The organism is Azospirillum sp. OGB3 (genome assembly GCF_014192915.1).
In the GTDB taxonomy this organism is placed as follows: Bacteria; Pseudomonadota; Alphaproteobacteria; order Azospirillales; family Azospirillaceae; genus Azospirillum.
In genome coordinates this window covers 1-16,317 of the sequence record NZ_JACHYN010000016.1, presented here as the reverse complement: position 1 = coordinate 16,317, position 16,317 = coordinate 1, and the positions used below count along the sequence as shown (strand labels likewise).

Here is a 16,317-nt window from a genome sequence, read left to right as displayed (position 1 = left end):
GACCCTATCAGCGGCCCAATGGCATCAGGCCGTGACGGCCTTGCGGACCGGCGGAGCGGGACCCACCTTCCGGCCTGTCGGTCCGCGGATTAGACAACACTGATAAAGTCTCCAATGGGGAGTGCGTGCGCCATGCCCGCCAACAAGAAGCTTCTGTTTTTGCCCGGCGACGGGATCGGTCCGGAGGTCATGCGCCAGGTGCGCCGGGTCATCGACTGGCTCGACCGCAAGCGCAACGTCACCTTCGACGTCACCGAGGGGCTGGTCGGCGGCGCGGCCATCGACGCCTACGGCGTTCCCCTGAAGGACGAGACGCTGGCCGATGCGCTGGCGGTGGACGCGGTGATGCTGGGCGCCGTCGGCGGCCCGAAGTGGGACAACCCCACCGACTACACCAAGCGTCCGGAAGCCGGCCTGCTGTCGCTCCGCAAGGAGCTGAACCTGTTCGCCAACCTGCGCCCGGCGGTGGTGTTCGACGCCCTGGTCGACGCCTCGACCCTGAAGGCCGACGTCATCAGGGGCCTGGACATCCTGATCGTCCGCGAGCTGACCGGCGGCGTCTATTTCGGTGAGCCGCGCGGCATCACCGACATCGGCAACGGCGAGCGCCGCGGCGTCAACACCCAGGTCTACACGACCAGCGAGATCCGCCGCGTCGCCCGCGTCGCCTTCGAGCTGGCGCGCAAGCGCGGCAACAAGCTCCATTCGATGGAGAAGGCCAACGTGATGGAGTCGGGCCTCCTGTGGCGCCAGGAAGTCACGAAGCTCCATCAGGAGGAGTTCTCCGACGTCACGCTGGAGCACATGTACGCCGACAACGGCGCCATGCAGCTGCTGAAGAACCCGAAGCAGTTCGACGTGATCGTCACCGACAACCTGTTCGGCGACATCCTGTCGGACGAGGCGGCGATGATGACCGGCTCGCTCGGCATGCTGCCGTCGGCCTCGCTCGGCGCCCCGGACGCCAACGGCCAGCGCAAGGCTCTCTACGAGCCGGTGCACGGCTCCGCCCCGGACATCGCCGGCCGCGACCTCGCCAACCCCTGCGCGACCCTGCTGTCCTTCGCCATGTGCCTGCGCTACTCGTTCAACATGGACGAGGAGGCGAAAATGCTGGAGAAGGCCGTGCAGAACGTGCTTTCGGGCGGCATGCGCACGGCGGACATCATGGCGCCGGGCATGGCCCGCTGCTCCACGACCGTCATGGGCGACTCGATCCTGCGCGAGCTGGACAAGCTGGCCTCCTGACCGGTTGCGCCTCCGGCCCGGCGGGCTGGAGGACGCTGACCAGCGGGCGGCGAAAAGAAAGCCCCTCTCCGGTTCCGGAGAGGGGCTTTTCTCGTTAATGCCGTCAGTCGCCTTCGCCCGGGCGCAGGGCGGCCCCGCGTCCGCCATGGCTCGCCTGCCCACCCTTCCGCCCCGCTTCGGCGGCCAGGGATGGGTTCTTGGAGAAGCTGCGGGAGGACGCCGGTACGCTCCGGCCCCCCTTCCGCCCCGCCTCCGCGGCGAGTTCCGGGTTCTTGGAGAAGCTGCGCTTGTCGGCTGGCACGCTTTCCCCGCCCTTGCTGGCGATCTGGCGTTGCCGGTCACGGTCCATCGACGCGAAGCCGCGGTTCGATGTGCGACCGCTCCCGGTTTGGACTTCGCTTTGGCCGTTGTCTTTCGAGGCCATCTTCAACCTCCACCTCTGCCACATGTCGGAAAACCGATGGGGGGCGACTTGGTTCCGGTGAGGTCGTGATTCCGATTCCTTCGGCACCCGTAAGTGGCAGCGGGACGCATCCGACAGTGTTGGGGAACGCTTCGTGTCCCGATCGGTTGACCGGACGGGGGTAAGCCGAAGCGGGACCACGAAGCAGAGAGGTTCAACGATGGGAGTCGAACTTACGGCCGAACGACGGCTGTTGTCCGAGAAGGAATTCGAGCAGGTCCGCCGCAGCCATTACCCGGAGCTGGAGGGCCTGCCGCCCGATGAGACCCTGACGCTTGCCCGCTGGCTGCGCGGGGAGCGCGACCGGGCGCGCGACATCATCGCCTCGCGCCGCCGCGGACGGCGGGGCAAGGCCAGCGGCACCGGCCAGCAATCGGCCGACGCCAGCGAGCGCGGCTTGTCCGCCAAGAAGCAGGTCTACGCGCGGGCCTTGAAACGGGTGAACGGGCGGCTGGAGCGGTTCCGCGCCGAGCGGCGGCGCGAGATCATCCAGGCCAACCTTCAGGACGCCCTGAAGCGCAGGAAGGACGCGGAGCCCCAGCACCCGTCCCCGGGACGCACCCCGCGCAAGGGCATGCGCCCGATCCCCAGCGGCCGTCGGACGGTCGAGACCGACCCGCGCGAGATCGGTCGGGTGTCGCAGTTTGTCAAGGACGCCCAGGCGCGCCGCGATTCCTGATCCAGCATTACGAAGCCGGAGCGGCGGGTGTTCAGCCCGCCGCTTCCGTTGCCGGCTGTTCTTAATGAAAATCTGACGCTGTTGTATATTGGAGGTTTTCCTTTGGTGATATTATGATCATTGATACGGTTTTTATCGTCCCACGATAAGTGCGCCAAATCTAGTGTATGAATTTACCAGATAGTTGTATATTTTTCGTTCGTATCCGGAAATTTCACTGAAATTCTTCTCAAATGAGTGCCCTGATTTATCAAATTCGGCAAAAATATCTCCGTCATTAGAAGAGGTTCCTATTTTATTTAATTTCTCGAGAACAAACTTCTTGGCGCTGACGTGGCTTGAGCTTTTCCGTATCGGATCAAGACGGCCGACAGACCGGAAAATCATGGCACCTTCATAAAAAACGGTGTTTGAATCGGCTTCGAAGTGTGTCGGGGGGAGTTTTTCATCATGGACTTCAAATGTGACCAAGCCTGAGGTCGCGGAGTTATCGCCCACCGCCCGTCCTTCTGGTTTCTGCTCTTCTTCTTGGGAACCAACAAGGGTGATGCAGCTGACGATATCTCCTGCATTTACCATGAATCTTCGGTAAAGACAGAATCCATAATACACTGATGTATACGACTTTAAGGAAAACTCCATTGATAAAGTATTTGATATTTTCTTAATCCATATCAGAGCGACAGCGCGACGAAGTTTTGCATCGTCTTCATTTATGTAGTACATATAATACAGGCCGCAGAAATCATTTGCATAAGCTATTTCGTCCTCGTTTAATGTCGGGTTTAATGTCTTTAATAATTTTTCTTTACGCTTTATATTCTTGGTTGCCATTTCAATTATATTCTCCGTATTTAGATGTGTGTTGATGCCTAACAAGCCATGTGCCCTGTAGGGTGCTGGTTTTACGAAGAAAGAGCGTTGATCGCCTCGGCCATCGCGACGAGGCGCCGGGCGTTCTTGACGTGCAGGTTCTCCACCAGCCGCCCATCCACCAGCACCACCCCCTTGCCCTGGGCAACGGCCTCGGCATGGGCCTGGATGATGCGGTGGGCCTGGGCGACCTCCTCCGCGCCGGGCGCGAAGGCGGCGTTGCAGGCCGCGATGGTCTTGGGGTGGATCAGCGTCTTGCCGTCGAAGCCAAGCTCCCGCCCCTGCGCGCAGGACTCGGCGAAGCCGGCGTCGTCGTTCAGGTCGAGATGCACCCCGTCGAGAATGGCGAGGCCGTAGGCCCGCGCGGCCAGCAGGCAGAGGCCAAGGCTGGTCAGCATCGGCAGCCGGTCGCGCGTGTGGGCCGCGTGCAGATCCTTGGCGAGGTCGGAGGTGCCCATCACCAGCCCGCCCAGCTTCGGGCCGGCCCCGGCGATCTCCTTGGCGTTGAGCATGCCGAGCGGCGTCTCCATCATGCACCAGATGGTCTGCCCGTCGGGCGAGCCGTTGGCGCGCAGCACCGCCTCGGCCTGGCGGACCATGTCGGCGCTCTCCACCTTCGGCAGCAGCACCGCGTCGGCGCCGCTGGTGGCCGCCATCACGAGGTCGTCGTAGCCCCAGGGGGTGTTCAGCCCGTTGGTCCGGACCACCAGCTCCCGCCCGCCATAGCCACCGGCGGCGATGGACGCCTTGATGGTGGCGCGGGCCTCCGCCTTGGCGTCGGGGGCGACGGCGTCCTCCAGGTCGAGAATCAGCCCGTCGGCGGGCAGGCTACGCCCCTTCTCCAGGGCGCGGGCGTTGGAGCCGGGCATGTAGAGCACGCTGCGGCGCGGGCGGGCGGTGGCGGCCATGGCATTCCCTCAGGCGGTCTTGTGTCGTTGCCGCAGGATTAGCCGCGTCCGATCCCCCTGTCCATGCGGCGCGTAAGACGTGAAACTCTGGTCTGCATGGAAACATCCCCAGCGTGTGGCACGGACGGTTTAGGATGCGCGCCCAACCTTTCGGATCGTCCGCCCATGAAGACCGTCATTTCGATCCAGTCCCACGTCGCGTACGGCTATGTCGGCAACCGGGCCGCGGTGTTCCCGCTGCAACGTCTGGGCTGCGACGCCATCGCGGTGAACACGGTGCAGTTTTCCAACCACACCGGCTACGGCGAATGGACCGGGCAGGTCTTCACGGCGGAGCATGTGGCCGACCTGATGGACGGAGTCGCCGCGCGCGGCGTCCTGCCCACCTGCGACGCGCTGCTCTCCGGCTACATGGGCGACGTCGGGCTGGGCCGGGTCATCGTCGAAACGGCGGCCCGGCTGAAGGCCGCCAACCCGCGCGCCGTCTACACCTGCGACCCGGTGATGGGCGACGTCGGGCGCGGCTTCTTCGTGCGCCCCGGCCTGCCGGAGTTCATCCGCGACCATGCCGTTCCCGCCGCCGACCTGATGACCCCCAACCAGTTCGAGCTGGAATATCTGACCGGCCGGACGGTGGAGACGCTGGACGACGCGCTGGCCGCCACCGCCGCCCTGCGGGAGCGTGGGCCGCGGCTGGTCCTGGTGACCAGCCTGACCCGCAAGGAGGCCGACCCCGGCCATATCGAGATGCTGGCCGACGACCGCGACGGCGCGTGGCTGGTCTCCACCCCGCGCCTGCCGCTGGACCCGCCGCCCAACGGGTCGGGCGACGCGGTGGCCGCCCTGTTCCTGGCCCATTACCTGAAGGCCTTCGACCCGGCCGAAGCGCTGGAGCAGGCGGCGGCGGCCATCTACGCTATCTTCCAGACCACCCGCCGGATGGGCACGCGGGAACTGCAACTGATCGCGGCGCAGGACGAGTTCGTGAACCCCAGCCAGCGCTTCACGGCCACCCGCGTCCGGTAAGCCCCTTACGACCACGCGCCCAAGGGACGGCGCGCACAGAGGAACGACATGCGGATTTGCGTCTATGCCGGGTCCAACCCCGGCACCAACCCGGCCTATGGCGAGGCCGCGGAGCAGCTTGGCCGCCACATGGCGGAGCGGGGCATCGGCCTCGTCTACGGCGGCGGGCGGACCGGCCTGATGGGGCGGATCGCCGACTCGGTCCTGGCGGCCGGCGGCACCGTCACCGGCATCATCCCGCAATTCCTGATGGACAAGGAGGTCGGCCACCAGGGCCTCCAGGAACTGCGGATCGTCGCCACCATGCACGAGCGCAAGGCCCTGATGGCCGAGCTGTCGGACGGCTTCATCGCGCTGCCCGGCGGCATCGGCACGCTGGAGGAGCTGTTCGAGGTGTGGACCTGGGCGCAGCTCGGCCGCCACGACAAACCCTGCGGCCTGCTCAACGCCTCCGGTTTCTATGATGGGCTGGCCGGCTTTCTCGACCATGTGGCGGGGGAGCGCTTCATGCAGCCCAAGCACCGCGAGATGCTGATCGTCCGCGACACCGCGCCGGGCATCCTGGACGCGTTCGCCGCCTACGAGCCGCCGGCGGTGCGGAAGTGGCTGGACGAGGCCCGCACCTGACCCTGTCTGCACACCTGTCCCGGCAAGTCCTCAGGGCTCGAAGAGCTTCTTCATCAGGGCGTTCCAGTCGCGCTTGAACTGGGTGCCGAAGTCCGCCTCGGCGACCGCGTGGCCGCGGGTGGCGGGGCGGACGATGGCCGCGGCCTGGGAGTCGGGCTGGGCCTTCGCCTTGCGCTGGACGGTGACGACCCGCTTCTTCGGGGGCGGGTCGGGCTTGCGGGCGGGCAGGGGGGCCGCGGTGACCGTGACGGCGGGCGCCGCCCCGGTCTGCGAATTCCGGGAGAAGGCGTCCTTGCACCAGCCGCTGTCGCGCGCCTGGGTCAGCGCGTCCCCGTCGAGCAGCCAGCAGTCGACGCTGCCCGTCCCGGCGGCAGGGGCAGGCTGGATCGGTGCCGTCAGAAAAAGCGCCAGCGTCAGTGCACCGCACCGGGACCGCCAAGGCATGCTTCGCCCTCTCCCTCGCCGTTGGACCGACGTTCAGCAATACAACGTCGGGCGCCCCTTTATCTTCGGCGCGAAACGGGAGTAGGGCGGCATCGCCGTGGTAACACGGGCGGGGGCGCGGCGCCCCGGCCCCCTCAGGTCAGGTGCTGCTGGCGCAGGTAATCTTCGGACTGCATCTCCATCAGGCGGCTGACCGTGCGTTCGAACTCGAAGGCGTGGGTGCCCTCGGGGTACAGCCGTTCCGGAGGGCCTTCGGCGGCCACCACGAGGTTGACCTTGTGCTCGTAGAGCGCGTCGATCAGCGTCATGAAGCGCTTGGCCTCGTTGCGCAACTCGTCCTTCATCGTCGGCACGCCGTGGATCAGCACGGTGTGGAAATGCGTCGCGATGGCGATGTAGTCGGCGGCGCCCAGCGGCTTGCCGCACAGGCTCCAGAAATCCACCAGCGCGACGCATTTGGCGGCGCAGGCGATCTCCACCTTCCGACCCTGGACCGACAGATGGGTCGGTTCGCCCCGGGCGCCGTCGGTCAGCGTCTCAAAGGTCTGGCGGATCCTGGCGTCGCTCTCCGGGCCGAGCGGCCAGAAATAGACGGGCTTGCCCTGGAGCCGGTCGAGCCGGTAGTCGGTCGGCCCTTCCAGCGCCAGGACGTCGAGCTTTTCCTTGAGCAGCGCGATGAAGGGCAGGAACAGCTCGCGCTGCAGCCCGTCCTTGTAGAGCATGTCCGGCGGCCAGTTTGAGGTCGCGACCACCACCACGCCCAGGTCGAACAGGCTGGTGAACAGCCGGCCCAGGATCATCGCGTCCACGACGTTGGTGACGTGGAACTCGTCGAAGCAGAGCAGCCACGCCTCGTCGGCGAGCGCGCGGGCCAGTTCCGGCAGAGCGTCGTCGGCGTCCTTGCCCTTGCTCTTGCCCGACTGGCGGTGCTGGTGGATGCGCTCGTGCACCTCCAGCATGAACTCGTGGAAATGGACGCGGCGCTTCTTCTCCACCGGGGCGGTGTCGAAGAACAGGTCCATCAGCATCGACTTGCCGCGCCCGACGCCGCCGTACATGTAGAGGCCTTGCGGCGCCTCCGCCGGTTCGGAGCGCGGGCGGCCCAGCCCGAACCGCTCCAGCCAGCCGGCCTTCGCTCCGCCGGCCTTCCCGGCGGGCTGGGGGCTGTAGCCCGTCAGCGCCTTGTACAGGCTCTGGAGCTTCTCGGCGGCCAACTCCTGGTCGGGGTCGGGGCGCAGCGTCCCGGTGCCGCGGCGGGCCCGGTAGAGCGAAAGCGGTCCGTCAGACATGGAATTCGCGGGTCTCGGCAGGGAAAGGTCTTACGTAGCCGATGCGTCCCCGCGGGGCAACGCCCGATCCCGGGATGCAGATGCGCTCAGGCGATCACCAGTCAGGCGATCACCACGCGGTTGCGGCCCTGGCGCTTGGCCTCGTAGAGCGCGGCGTCGGCGCGGCGGACGGTGTGTTCGTAATCCGGGTGCCCCTCGTGCAGGGCCGCCCCGATCGAGGCGGTGACCCGCAGCCCGTTCCCGGCCCCGCTGAATCGGTGCTCCTCGACCGTCCGGCGCAGCCGCTCGGCCTTCACGCGCAGCGCCGCCTCGTCCATCTCGGTCAGCAGGATGAGGAACTCCTCCCCGCCGTAGCGGAAGACGAAATCGCCGGCCCGGACGTGGGTGTGCAGCAGTTCGGCCATGTCCGACAGGACGGAGTCGCCCGCCTGATGGCCCAGCGTGTCGTTGATCGTCTTGAAATGGTCGGCGTCCATCAGCAGCACGGCGAAGGGCTTGCCGTGGCGCAGGCTGATGGCCACCTCGCGCTGGAAGATCGCCGGCATGAAGCGCCGTGTCAGCAGGCGGGTCAGCGGGTCCCGCCCGCTTTCGATCTCCATCGCCTTCTCGATGATGGTGCCGAGGACGTAGGCGATCTCCGTGACGTCGTTGTTCAGCTCCTTGACGAAGGCGGGGGTGACCCAGCCGCCCTCCACCGCCGCGGACACCTTGGCGCTGATGCGGTTGGTGCGGTCGCGGATGAGGTCCAACTCGGTCACCCGGCCGAAGGTCAGCTCCGCCTTGTGGTTCAGCCACAGGCCGAAATCGGAGGATTCGATGGCGGGCGGGCTGGCGTGGTTGCTGTCCTCATGCGCGTAGAAGGACACCACCGTGTTGCGCAGCCAGTCGAACAGCGACGATTTCAGCCGCTCGCCTTCGAGCGCCAAGTTGGGACCGCTCATGAACATCTTCAACGACTGCTGGTGGCGGACGTTGCCCAGCAGGTCGCCCAGATAGGCCTCGTGCATGTTGTCCAGCACGGTGTCCAGCAACTCGCCGACGAACAGGATGGCGGAGGCGGTCTGGGCACGGCTGAGGTCGGCGGCCAGCAGGCGGGCGGACAACTCCTTCTTGATGATCCGCACCCCGGCGTTGACCAGGGTCAGCGGGATGTTGATGCGGGCATGGATCAGCCCGACCTGGTAGTTCTGCTCCAGCACAGCCGCGATCGCCTCGTCGGAGGAGGCGGTGAAAAGTGCCGTGATCCAGCGCGCCAGCGAGGGGCGCAGCCGTTCCTGGACCAGTGCGTGGCTGAGGAAGGCGTTGCTGTCCGGACGGTCCAGCAGGATCGCGTAGAAAACGTCGGAGATCGCGTCGGCGTCGCCGAGCGCGATGGCCGTCACGCGCTCGCGCACGGCGGGTTCGGTGTCCGTCCACAGCGACGACAGCGTGGCGGCGAGGATCGCGGCCTTGCGGTCTTTCTGGCTGTCCATCGTCCCTGTTCCTTTGCGCAACCGTCTCCAACCCGTCCGAATTCTTAACGCCCGGAGACCGTCAGGCAAAGCGACAATCGTTCGTGCGGCTGATCGGGCTCATTGATGCATTAAGGTTAAACTTCCATTATGGTTTTCGCGCGAGATTGGCGGTGACCGGGGGCGGTACCGTCTTACGTTGGGTAATGCCACGCGGGCGGTCCCTCAACGGCCCTGTTGCACTGCGTGCGGAGAATTGTTTACAGCCATGGCCAGCCGCAATCCGGTTCGCGACGCGACCTTGCCGCCCTCTGGATTGGGAGAACGGCTGTTCGAGGTTCTGGGGTCGGTGCGCTTCCTGATGAGGGCGTCCGGCGTCGCCTTCATCGTCGTGGTGAACGCGATGATCGGCTATGGCGTCTGGCAGCGCCACACCGAGGCCGTCCAGGGGGCCGAGCGCTCGACCCGCAACCTCGCCCGCATCCTGGAGGAACAGGCCGTCCGCACGGTGTTCAGCGTGGACCTGCTGCTGTCCGATCTGGTCACCGTCCTGGACACCCACCCGCAGGCCCGCACCGTGGCGGCGCCGTCGGTGAACGCCCTGCTGCGCAACCGCCGCGACGCCATCGGCCCGATCTCCGGCCTGATCGTGGTCGACGAGCAGGGCCGCGTCCTGCACCACTCCGCCGACAGCAGCCCGCCGGCCTTCGATCTGACCAGCCGGCCCTATTTCGCCGCCCACCGGGACGAGGGCGCGTCGGACGGCGGGCTTCACGTCGGCGTGCCGATCCCCAGCATGGCCTTCCCCGGCACCTACGTCATTCCGATGAGCCGCCGCTGGTCCCACCCGGACGGCAGTTTCGCCGGGGTGGTGGTCGCCATGATCAACCCGTTGCGGCTGGGGGCGGGGTTCGAGGGGCTGCGGCTGGGGCTGGAGGGCACGGTGACCCTGGCGCTGGCCGACGGCACGGTGCTGATCCACCGCCCGTGGGACGAGGGCCGACGGCGCCTCGCCACGCTGGCCGACTGGCCGGAGGTCGATGCCGCGCTGCGCACGCGGGACGCGGCGACGCTGGACACCGTGCTCCCCACCGACGGGCGCCCCAGCATCGCGAGCGTCCGCCGCGTCGCCGACTATCCCTTCACCGTCGCCGCCACCCTGCCGAAGGCCGAGGCGCTGGGCGAATGGAAGCGCGACAGCGCGGTGTGGATCGCCATGGGCCTCGCCATGTCCGTGGTGATCGCCCTGCTCACCTGGTACGTGGAGCGGCAGCAGTCCCGGCGGGAGCAGGACCAGACCCGGCTGGAGCGCGCCTCCCGCCGCACCCGCGGCATCCTGGACTCCATGGTGGACGCGGTGGTCACCATCGACTCGCGCGGCATCATCGAGACCTTCAACCCCGCGGCGGAGCGCATGTTCGGCTATGCCGAGGCGGAGGTGGTGGGGCAGAGCGTCAACATCCTGCTGCCGGAAGGCTTCCGCGCCGGCCACGACCGTTCGATGGCCGAGTATCGCCCGAACGCCGGCTCGCGCATCATCGGCAACGACCGCGAGGTTCTGGCGCTGCGCCGCGACGGCAGCACCTTCCCGATGAATCTGGCGGTCAGCGCGTTGCGGCTGGGCGGGCCGGACGGCGAAGGCGGGCCGGAGGAGAATGGCGCAGCACGGCGCGTCTTCGTCGGCGTCATCCGCGACGTCACCAAGCGCCGGCAGCAGGAGGCCGAGCTTCTCGCCTCCAAGAGCCAGGCGGAAATGGCCAACCGCGCCAAGTCGGAATTCCTGGCCAACATGAGCCACGAGCTGCGCACGCCGCTGAACGCCATCATCGGCTTCTCGGAAATCCTCGACAGCGAGTTCTTCGGCTCGTTGAACGAGCGCCAGAAGTCCTGCGCCAAGGACATCCACGACAGCGGCAAGCATCTGCTGGACATCGTCAACGCCGTGCTCGACATGTCGAAGATCGAGGCCGGCCGCTACGAGCTGTCCGAAGAGGTGATCGACCCCTGTGAGGCGGTGGCCCAGTGCCTGACCATGGTCCGCGACCGCGCCGCTGACAGCGGGGTGGACCTGCGCAACGGCGTGACGAGCGGTCTTCCCGCCGTCTGGGTGGACCGCCGCGCCTTCAAGCAGGTGCTTCTGAACCTGTTGTCCAACGCGGTGAAGTTCACGCCCGACGGCGGCAGCGTCACGCTGGCCGCCCGCGTCGAGGAGGACGGCGCCCTCGCCCTCTCGGTGGCCGACACCGGCATCGGCATTCCGAAGGCGTTCATGGAGCATCTGTTCCAGCCCTTCCGGCAGGCCGACAACTCCGCCAGCCGCCAGTTCGAGGGCACCGGGCTGGGGCTGTCGATCTCCAAGAACTTCATGGAGCTGCACGGCGGCTCGCTGACCTGCGACAGCACGCTCGGCGCCGGGACCACCATGACCCTGCGCCTGCCCGCCGAGCGGGTGATGAAGCCGGAGGACACCGCCGCGAGGATCGCCGCCGCGCTGGTGTGAGGCCTGTTAGGACGGGCGTCCGGCGTCCGGGCGGCAAAGAAAAAGGCGCCGTGAGGCGCCTTTTTTGAGGTCCGGGGACCGCAGCCCCCGCTGGTCGGGCGCGGGAGGACGGTGCCCCCCGCAGTCCCTTCATGCTTCTCAGACGTCCAGCAGCAGGCGCCGCGGGTCCTCGATGTTCTCCTTGATGCGGACGAGGAAGGTCACCGCCTCCTTGCCGTCGATGATGCGGTGGTCGTAGGACAGGGCCAGATACATCATCGGACGGATTTCGATCTTCCCGTTCACGACGACCGGGCGCTCCTGGGTCTTGTGCATGCCCAGGATGGCCGACTGCGGCGGGTTGATGATCGGGGTCGACATCAGCGAGCCGTAGACGCCGCCGTTGGAGATGGTGAAGGTGCCGCCGGTCAGCTCGTCCATCGACAGCTTGCCGTCGCGGCCCTTCTTGCCCAGCTCGCCGATCTTGCCCTCGATCTGGGCGAAGCCGAGCTTGTCGGCGTCGCGGACGATCGGAACCACCAGACCCTGCGGCGTGCCGACGGCGACGCCGATGTCGTAGTAGTTCTTGTAGACGAGGTCGGTGCCGTCGATCTCGGCGTTGACCGCCGGGATTTCCTTCAGCGCCTGGATGGCCGCCTTCACGAAGAAGGACATGAAGCCGAGACGCACCTTGTGGCGCTTCTCGAAGAAGTCCTTGTACTCGTTGCGCAGCGCCATGACGTTGGTCATGTCCACCTCGTTGAAGGTGGTCAGCATGGCGGCGCTGTTCTGGGCCTCCTTCAGACGCTCGGCGATGCGCTGGCGCAGGCGGGTCATGCGGACCCGCTCCTCCTGCGCGGCGCGCGGACGGTCGCCCGCGGTGCCGGCGGTCCACTGGTACTTCTGCGGGGCGGCGGCCGGAGCGGCGGCGGGGGCCGCGGCCGGCTTGGCGGCGTGGTCGATCACGTCGCCCTTGGTGATGCGGCCGTCCTTGCCCGTGCCGGCGATCTGCGCGGCGTCGAGGCCCTTCTCGGCGACCATCTTGCGGGCGGCCGGGCCGGCGTCGGCCAGGGCGGCGTTGCCCGCCGGGGCCGGAGCGGCGGCCGGAGCCGGGGCGGCGGCGGGAGCGGCGGCCTTGGCCGGGGCGGCCACGGCGGCACCGGCCTCGCCCAGCACGCCCAGCAGGGCGCCGACGCCGACGTTGGCGCCGTCGGCGGCGACGATCTCCGCCAGCGTGCCGGCGGACGGGGCGTTCACCTCAAGCGTGACCTTGTCGGTCTCCAGCTCGACCAGCGCCTCGTCGGCGGCGACCGCGTCGCCGACCTTCTTCAGCCAGCGGGCAACGGTCGCCTCGGAGACGGACTCGCCCAGGGTGGGGACCTTGATTTCGGTAGCCATAAGTTCCTCTCGTACTTTCTTGTTCTACGCCTGGGCGTCGAGTCAGCGGATGACGAGCGCGTCTTCCAGAAGCTTCGCCTGCTCCTGGTTGTGACGCTTGAGCAGGCCGGTGGCCGGCGACGCGGAGGCCGGGCGGCCGACGTAGCTGGGGCGCGAGGCCTTGTGCTCGATCGAGGTGAGGGCGCCTTCCAGACGGCGGTCGACGAAGGCCCAGTAGCCCTGGTTCTCCGGCTCCTCCTGGCACCACACCACCTCGGCGTTCGGGTAGCGGGCGAACTCCTCGGTCAGGGCGGAGCGGGGGAACGGGTAGAGCTGCTCCAGCCGGACCAGCGCCACGTCCTTGATGCCGCGCGCGGTGCGCTCCTGCAGCAGGTCGTAATAGACCTTGCCGGTGCAGACGACGATGCGGCGGATCTGCTCGTTCGGCAGCAGGTCGGTGGCCGTCTCGCCGAGCACGCGGCGGAAGTTCGTGCCCTCAGCCAGCTCCGACAGGCTGGAGATGCACAGCTTGTGGCGCAGCAGCGACTTCGGCGTGAACAGCACCAGCGGCTTGCGGAAGGGCCGGCGCATCTGGCGGCGGAAGGCGTGGAACAGGTTCGCCGGGGTCGTCAGGTTGCAGATCTGCCAGTTGTCCTCGGCGGACATCTGCAGGAAGCGCTCCGGACGGGCCGAGGAGTGCTCCGGACCCTGGCCCTCGTAGCCGTGCGGCAGCAGCAGCACGAGGCCGGACATGCGCAGCCACTTCGACTCGCCCGACGAGAGGAACTGGTCGATGATGGTCTGGGCGGTGTTGGCGAAGTCGCCGAACTGCGCCTCCCACAGGGTCAGGCTGTGCGGCTCGGCCAGCGAATAGCCGTATTCGAAGCCGACCACGGCGGCCTCGGACAGCGGGCTGTCATGGACCTCGAACGGGCCCTGGTCGGGACGCAGATGGTTCAGCGGGATGTACTTGTTCTCGTTGTTCTGGTCGTACATCACCGCGTGGCGGTGCGAGAAGGTGCCGCGGCCGGAATCCTGGCCCGACAGGCGGACGCCGTTGCCCTCGACCAGCAGCGTGCCGTAGGCCAGCGCTTCGGCCGTCGCCCAGTCGATGCCCTCGCCGGTCTCCAGCGACTTCTTCTTGGCCTCGAGCTGGCGGGCGATCTTCGAGTTGATCGCGAAGTCCTTCGGATACTCGCAGAGCTTGTTGCCGACCTCGCGCAGCACGTCGATCGCCACGCCGGTGTTGCCCTTGCGCTCGTCGTCGGTCTTCGCGGCCTCCAGGCCCGACCACTTGCCTTCCAGCCAGTCGGCCTTGTTCGGCTTGAAGGAGTTGGCGGCCTCGAACTCACCCTCCAGCTTCTTCATGAAGTCCTGGATCATCTGATCGGACTCGGCCTGGGTGAGGACGTTCTCCTCGACGAGCTGCTTGCCGTACAGCTCCCGCGTGGTCCCGTGGGCGCGGATCTTCTTGTACATCAGCGGCTGGGTGAAGCCCGGCTCGTCGCCCTCGTTGTGGCCGTGGCGGCGGTAGCAGACCATGTCGATCACCACGTCCCGCTTGAACTTCTGGCGGAACTCGGCGGCGATGCGGCTGATGTGGACGACGGACTCGGGGTCGTCGCCGTTGACGTGGAAGATCGGCGCCTGGACCATCTTCGCCATGTCCGAGCAGTAGACGCCGGACCGCGAATAGGTCGGGTTCGTGGTGAAGCCGATCTGGTTGTTGATGATGAAGTGCACGGTGCCGCCGGTGCGGTAGCCGCGCAGCTCCGACAGGCCCAGCGTCTCGGCCACGATGCCCTGGCCGGCGAAGGCGGCGTCGCCGTGGATCAGCACGCCCATGACCTGCTCGCGCTCCAGGTCGTTGCGCTGCGCCTGCTTGGCGCGCACCTTGCCCAGCACGACCGGGTTCACCCATTCCAGGTGGGACGGGTTGGCGGTCAGCGACAGGTGGACGATGTTGCCGTTGAAGTCGCGGTCCGACGAGGTGCCCAGATGGTACTTCACGTCGCCCGAGCCCTGCACGTCCTGCGGGCTCGACGGGTTGCCCTGGAACTCCGAGAAGACCGCGGCGAAGGGCTTGCCCATGAAGTTGGTCAGCACGTTCAGACGGCCGCGGTGGGCCATGCCGACGACGACCTCCTTGAGGCCGAGCTGGCCGCCGCGCTTCAGGATCTGCTCCAGCGCGGGGATCATCGACTCGCCGCCCTCAAGGCCGAAGCGCTTGGTGCCGGTGTACTTGAGCTGCAGGAACTTCTCGAAGCCCTCGGCGGCGATCAGGCGCTCGTAGATGGCGCGCTTGCCGTTGACCGTGAAGTCGGTGTGGTTGCGGCCGCCCTCGATGCGCTCCTGGATCCAGGCCTTCTCTTCCGGGTCCTGGATGTGCATGAACTCGACGCCGATGTTCCCGCAGTAGGTCTTCTGCAGGATCTCCAGGATCTGGCGCAGCGACGCCGTCTCCAGGCCCAGCGAGTAGTTCAGGAAGATCGGGCGGTCCATGTCGCCCGGGCCGAAGCCGTAGGTCGCCGGATCGAGTTCCGGGTGCGGCTCGCGCTTCTCGAGACCCAGCGGGTCGAAATGCGCGTTCATGTGGCCGCGCACGCGGTAGACGCGGATGAGCATCAGCGCGCGGATGCTGTCGAGCGTCGCGGCGCGCAGCTGCTGGTGGCTGATGCCGCCATAGACCTGCTGGGCGTGGGCGACGAGGCCGGCGTTGCCGTTGGTGGCGGCCGGGGCGCCGACGCTTTCCAGCGAGGCGGCGACGGGGTCGAGCGCGCCGTTGGCGAGCGTGCCCTCCTCCAGGCTCCAGGACGGGCCGTTCAGCTCGTTCAGGACGGCGCGGGAGTCGTCGTCCAGCTCCCTGAAGAAGCCGTTCCAGCTCGAATCCACCGAGGAGGGGTCCTTCAGGAAGCGCGCGTACAACTCCGCGACATATTCGGCGTTCGAGCCGAACAGGAACGAGGTCTTCTCCAGATTAGCGGACATATGTTTGCCTCGGGCGTTTGCCCGGTTCCCTCAGAGAGTTTTTTTGCTTGTCGCTGGGCTCCGAGCGGCCCCGGATCTCCGGGAGGAGACACGGGGCCGCCGGTCCTTCGGCAGTGGGCGGGAATATGGGGTCCCGCCCACGCTTTATCAGCCCTTGAAGACCTTGAGCATGGTGGAACCCAGGCTCGCGGGGCTGTCGGCGACGGCGATGCCGACGGACTTCATGAACTCGATCTTGAAGTCGGCGGTGTCGTTGCCGCCGGAGATCACCGCGCCGGCGTGGCCCATGCGGCGGCCCGGAGGCGCGGTGCGTCCGGCGATGAAGCCGACGACCGGCTTCCTGGTCCCGGAGTCGCGGATGAACTCCGCGCCCTTGACCTCGGCGTCGCCGCCGATCTCGCCGATCATGATGATGCCCTCGGTCTCCGGGTCCTTCAGGAACAGCTCCAGGCTGTCCACGAAGTT

At 67.1% G+C, this 16,317-nt stretch carries 13 protein-coding genes and 1 pseudogene; 5 read left to right on the top strand and 9 right to left on the bottom strand.

What is annotated here, in order from left to right:
• Positions 1-132 precede the first annotated feature (132 nt).
• Positions 133-1,248: a 3-isopropylmalate dehydrogenase gene (leuB, locus tag FHW79_RS24960; RefSeq protein ID WP_183181400.1), complete on the top strand. Its 1,116-nt coding sequence runs from the start codon at positions 133-135 to the stop codon at positions 1,246-1,248.
• A gap of 103 nt (positions 1,249-1,351) precedes the next feature.
• On the opposite strand, the gene FHW79_RS24955 is transcribed toward leuB, so the two are convergent.
• The gene (locus tag FHW79_RS24955) at positions 1,352-1,672 is read right to left on the bottom strand and encodes a general stress protein (protein ID WP_183181399.1); all 321 of its coding nucleotides are present in this window, start codon (positions 1,670-1,672) and stop codon (positions 1,352-1,354) included.
• A gap of 199 nt (positions 1,673-1,871) precedes the next feature.
• Here FHW79_RS24955 and FHW79_RS24950 point away from each other — a divergent pair, with 199 nt between their 5' ends.
• Positions 1,872-2,390 carry a hypothetical protein gene (locus FHW79_RS24950; protein ID WP_183181398.1) on the top strand — a complete coding sequence of 173 codons (519 nt, stop codon included), beginning with the start codon at positions 1,872-1,874 and terminating at the stop codon, positions 2,388-2,390.
• Positions 2,391-2,522: 132 nt separating this feature from the next.
• Here FHW79_RS24950 and FHW79_RS24945 read toward each other — a convergent pair whose 3' ends face one another.
• Together FHW79_RS24945 and FHW79_RS24940 are read right to left on the bottom strand one after the other, a co-directional pair.
• Positions 2,523-3,224 carry a hypothetical protein gene (locus FHW79_RS24945; RefSeq protein ID WP_183181397.1) on the bottom strand — a complete coding sequence of 234 codons (702 nt, stop codon included), beginning with the start codon at positions 3,222-3,224 and terminating at the stop codon, positions 2,523-2,525.
• A 71-nt stretch (positions 3,225-3,295) separates the two neighbouring features.
• Positions 3,296-4,171 (bottom strand): CoA ester lyase, encoded by an 876-nt coding sequence (locus FHW79_RS24940; protein ID WP_183181396.1) that lies wholly within the window; start codon positions 4,169-4,171, stop codon positions 3,296-3,298.
• Positions 4,172-4,336: 165 nt separating this feature from the next.
• On the opposite strand from FHW79_RS24940, the gene pdxY reads away from it, so the two are divergent.
• Both pdxY and FHW79_RS24930 read left to right on the top strand, forming a co-directional pair.
• Positions 4,337-5,197 (top strand): pyridoxal kinase PdxY, encoded by an 861-nt coding sequence (pdxY, locus tag FHW79_RS24935; RefSeq protein ID WP_183181395.1) that lies wholly within the window; start codon positions 4,337-4,339, stop codon positions 5,195-5,197.
• A 48-nt stretch (positions 5,198-5,245) separates the two neighbouring features.
• Entirely contained in the window at positions 5,246-5,824 is a 579-nt protein-coding gene (locus FHW79_RS24930) for a TIGR00730 family Rossman fold protein (RefSeq protein WP_183181394.1), read from the top strand.
• 30 nt (positions 5,825-5,854) lie between these two features.
• Here the strand turns inward: FHW79_RS24930 and FHW79_RS24925 are convergent, their stop codons facing one another.
• The 3 genes from FHW79_RS24925 to FHW79_RS24915 all read right to left on the bottom strand — a co-directional run bounded on the left by FHW79_RS24925 (position 5,855) and on the right by FHW79_RS24915 (position 9,029).
• Positions 5,855-6,268 (bottom strand): hypothetical protein, encoded by a 414-nt coding sequence (locus FHW79_RS24925; protein WP_183181393.1) that lies wholly within the window; start codon positions 6,266-6,268, stop codon positions 5,855-5,857.
• 134 nt (positions 6,269-6,402) lie between these two features.
• Complete coding sequence (gene zapE / locus FHW79_RS24920; protein WP_183181392.1) at positions 6,403-7,557, bottom strand: cell division protein ZapE; 1,155 nt, start codon at positions 7,555-7,557, stop codon at positions 6,403-6,405.
• A 101-nt stretch (positions 7,558-7,658) separates the two neighbouring features.
• The gene (locus FHW79_RS24915) at positions 7,659-9,029 is read right to left on the bottom strand and encodes a diguanylate cyclase (RefSeq protein WP_183181391.1); all 1,371 of its coding nucleotides are present in this window, start codon (positions 9,027-9,029) and stop codon (positions 7,659-7,661) included.
• Positions 9,030-9,276: 247 nt separating this feature from the next.
• Here FHW79_RS24915 and FHW79_RS24910 point away from each other — a divergent pair, with 247 nt between their 5' ends.
• Positions 9,277-11,508, top strand: coding sequence for an ATP-binding protein (locus tag FHW79_RS24910; RefSeq protein WP_183181390.1), 2,232 nt, complete (start codon positions 9,277-9,279; stop codon positions 11,506-11,508).
• A 138-nt stretch (positions 11,509-11,646) separates the two neighbouring features.
• Here FHW79_RS24910 and odhB read toward each other — a convergent pair whose 3' ends face one another.
• The 3 genes and pseudogenes from odhB to FHW79_RS24895 form a co-directional block, all read right to left on the bottom strand.
• On the bottom strand, positions 11,647-12,885 hold the full coding sequence (gene odhB / locus FHW79_RS24905) for a 2-oxoglutarate dehydrogenase complex dihydrolipoyllysine-residue succinyltransferase (RefSeq protein WP_183181389.1): 1,239 nt from the start codon (positions 12,883-12,885) through the stop codon (positions 11,647-11,649).
• Positions 12,886-12,927: 42 nt separating this feature from the next.
• Entirely contained in the window at positions 12,928-15,852 is a 2,925-nt protein-coding gene (locus FHW79_RS24900; protein WP_183181388.1) for a 2-oxoglutarate dehydrogenase E1 component, read from the bottom strand.
• 147 nt (positions 15,853-15,999) lie between these two features.
• Positions 16,000-16,317, bottom strand: a pseudogene (locus FHW79_RS24895) (succinate--CoA ligase subunit alpha); the annotation flags it as partial.

Excerpts from the sequence above, each read along its gene's own strand:
- leuB (WP_183181400.1), top strand. The coding sequence starts at position 133 with ATGCCCGCCAACAAGAAGCTTCTGTTTTTGCCCGGCGACGGGATCGGT.
- FHW79_RS24955 (WP_183181399.1), bottom strand. The coding sequence starts at position 1,672 with ATGGCCTCGAAAGACAACGGCCAAAGCGAAGTCCAAACCGGGAGCGGT.
- FHW79_RS24950 (WP_183181398.1), top strand. The coding sequence starts at position 1,872 with ATGGGAGTCGAACTTACGGCCGAACGACGGCTGTTGTCCGAGAAGGAA.
- FHW79_RS24945 (WP_183181397.1), bottom strand. The coding sequence starts at position 3,224 with ATGGCAACCAAGAATATAAAGCGTAAAGAAAAATTATTAAAGACATTA.
- FHW79_RS24940 (WP_183181396.1), bottom strand. The coding sequence starts at position 4,171 with ATGGCCGCCACCGCCCGCCCGCGCCGCAGCGTGCTCTACATGCCCGGC.
- pdxY (WP_183181395.1), top strand. The coding sequence starts at position 4,337 with ATGAAGACCGTCATTTCGATCCAGTCCCACGTCGCGTACGGCTATGTC.
- FHW79_RS24930 (WP_183181394.1), top strand. The coding sequence starts at position 5,246 with ATGCGGATTTGCGTCTATGCCGGGTCCAACCCCGGCACCAACCCGGCC.
- FHW79_RS24925 (WP_183181393.1), bottom strand. The coding sequence starts at position 6,268 with ATGCCTTGGCGGTCCCGGTGCGGTGCACTGACGCTGGCGCTTTTTCTG.
- zapE (WP_183181392.1), bottom strand. The coding sequence starts at position 7,557 with ATGTCTGACGGACCGCTTTCGCTCTACCGGGCCCGCCGCGGCACCGGG.
- FHW79_RS24915 (WP_183181391.1), bottom strand. The coding sequence starts at position 9,029 with ATGGACAGCCAGAAAGACCGCAAGGCCGCGATCCTCGCCGCCACGCTG.
- FHW79_RS24910 (WP_183181390.1), top strand. The coding sequence starts at position 9,277 with ATGGCCAGCCGCAATCCGGTTCGCGACGCGACCTTGCCGCCCTCTGGA.
- odhB (WP_183181389.1), bottom strand. The coding sequence starts at position 12,885 with ATGGCTACCGAAATCAAGGTCCCCACCCTGGGCGAGTCCGTCTCCGAG.
- FHW79_RS24900 (WP_183181388.1), bottom strand. The coding sequence starts at position 15,852 with ATGTCCGCTAATCTGGAGAAGACCTCGTTCCTGTTCGGCTCGAACGCC.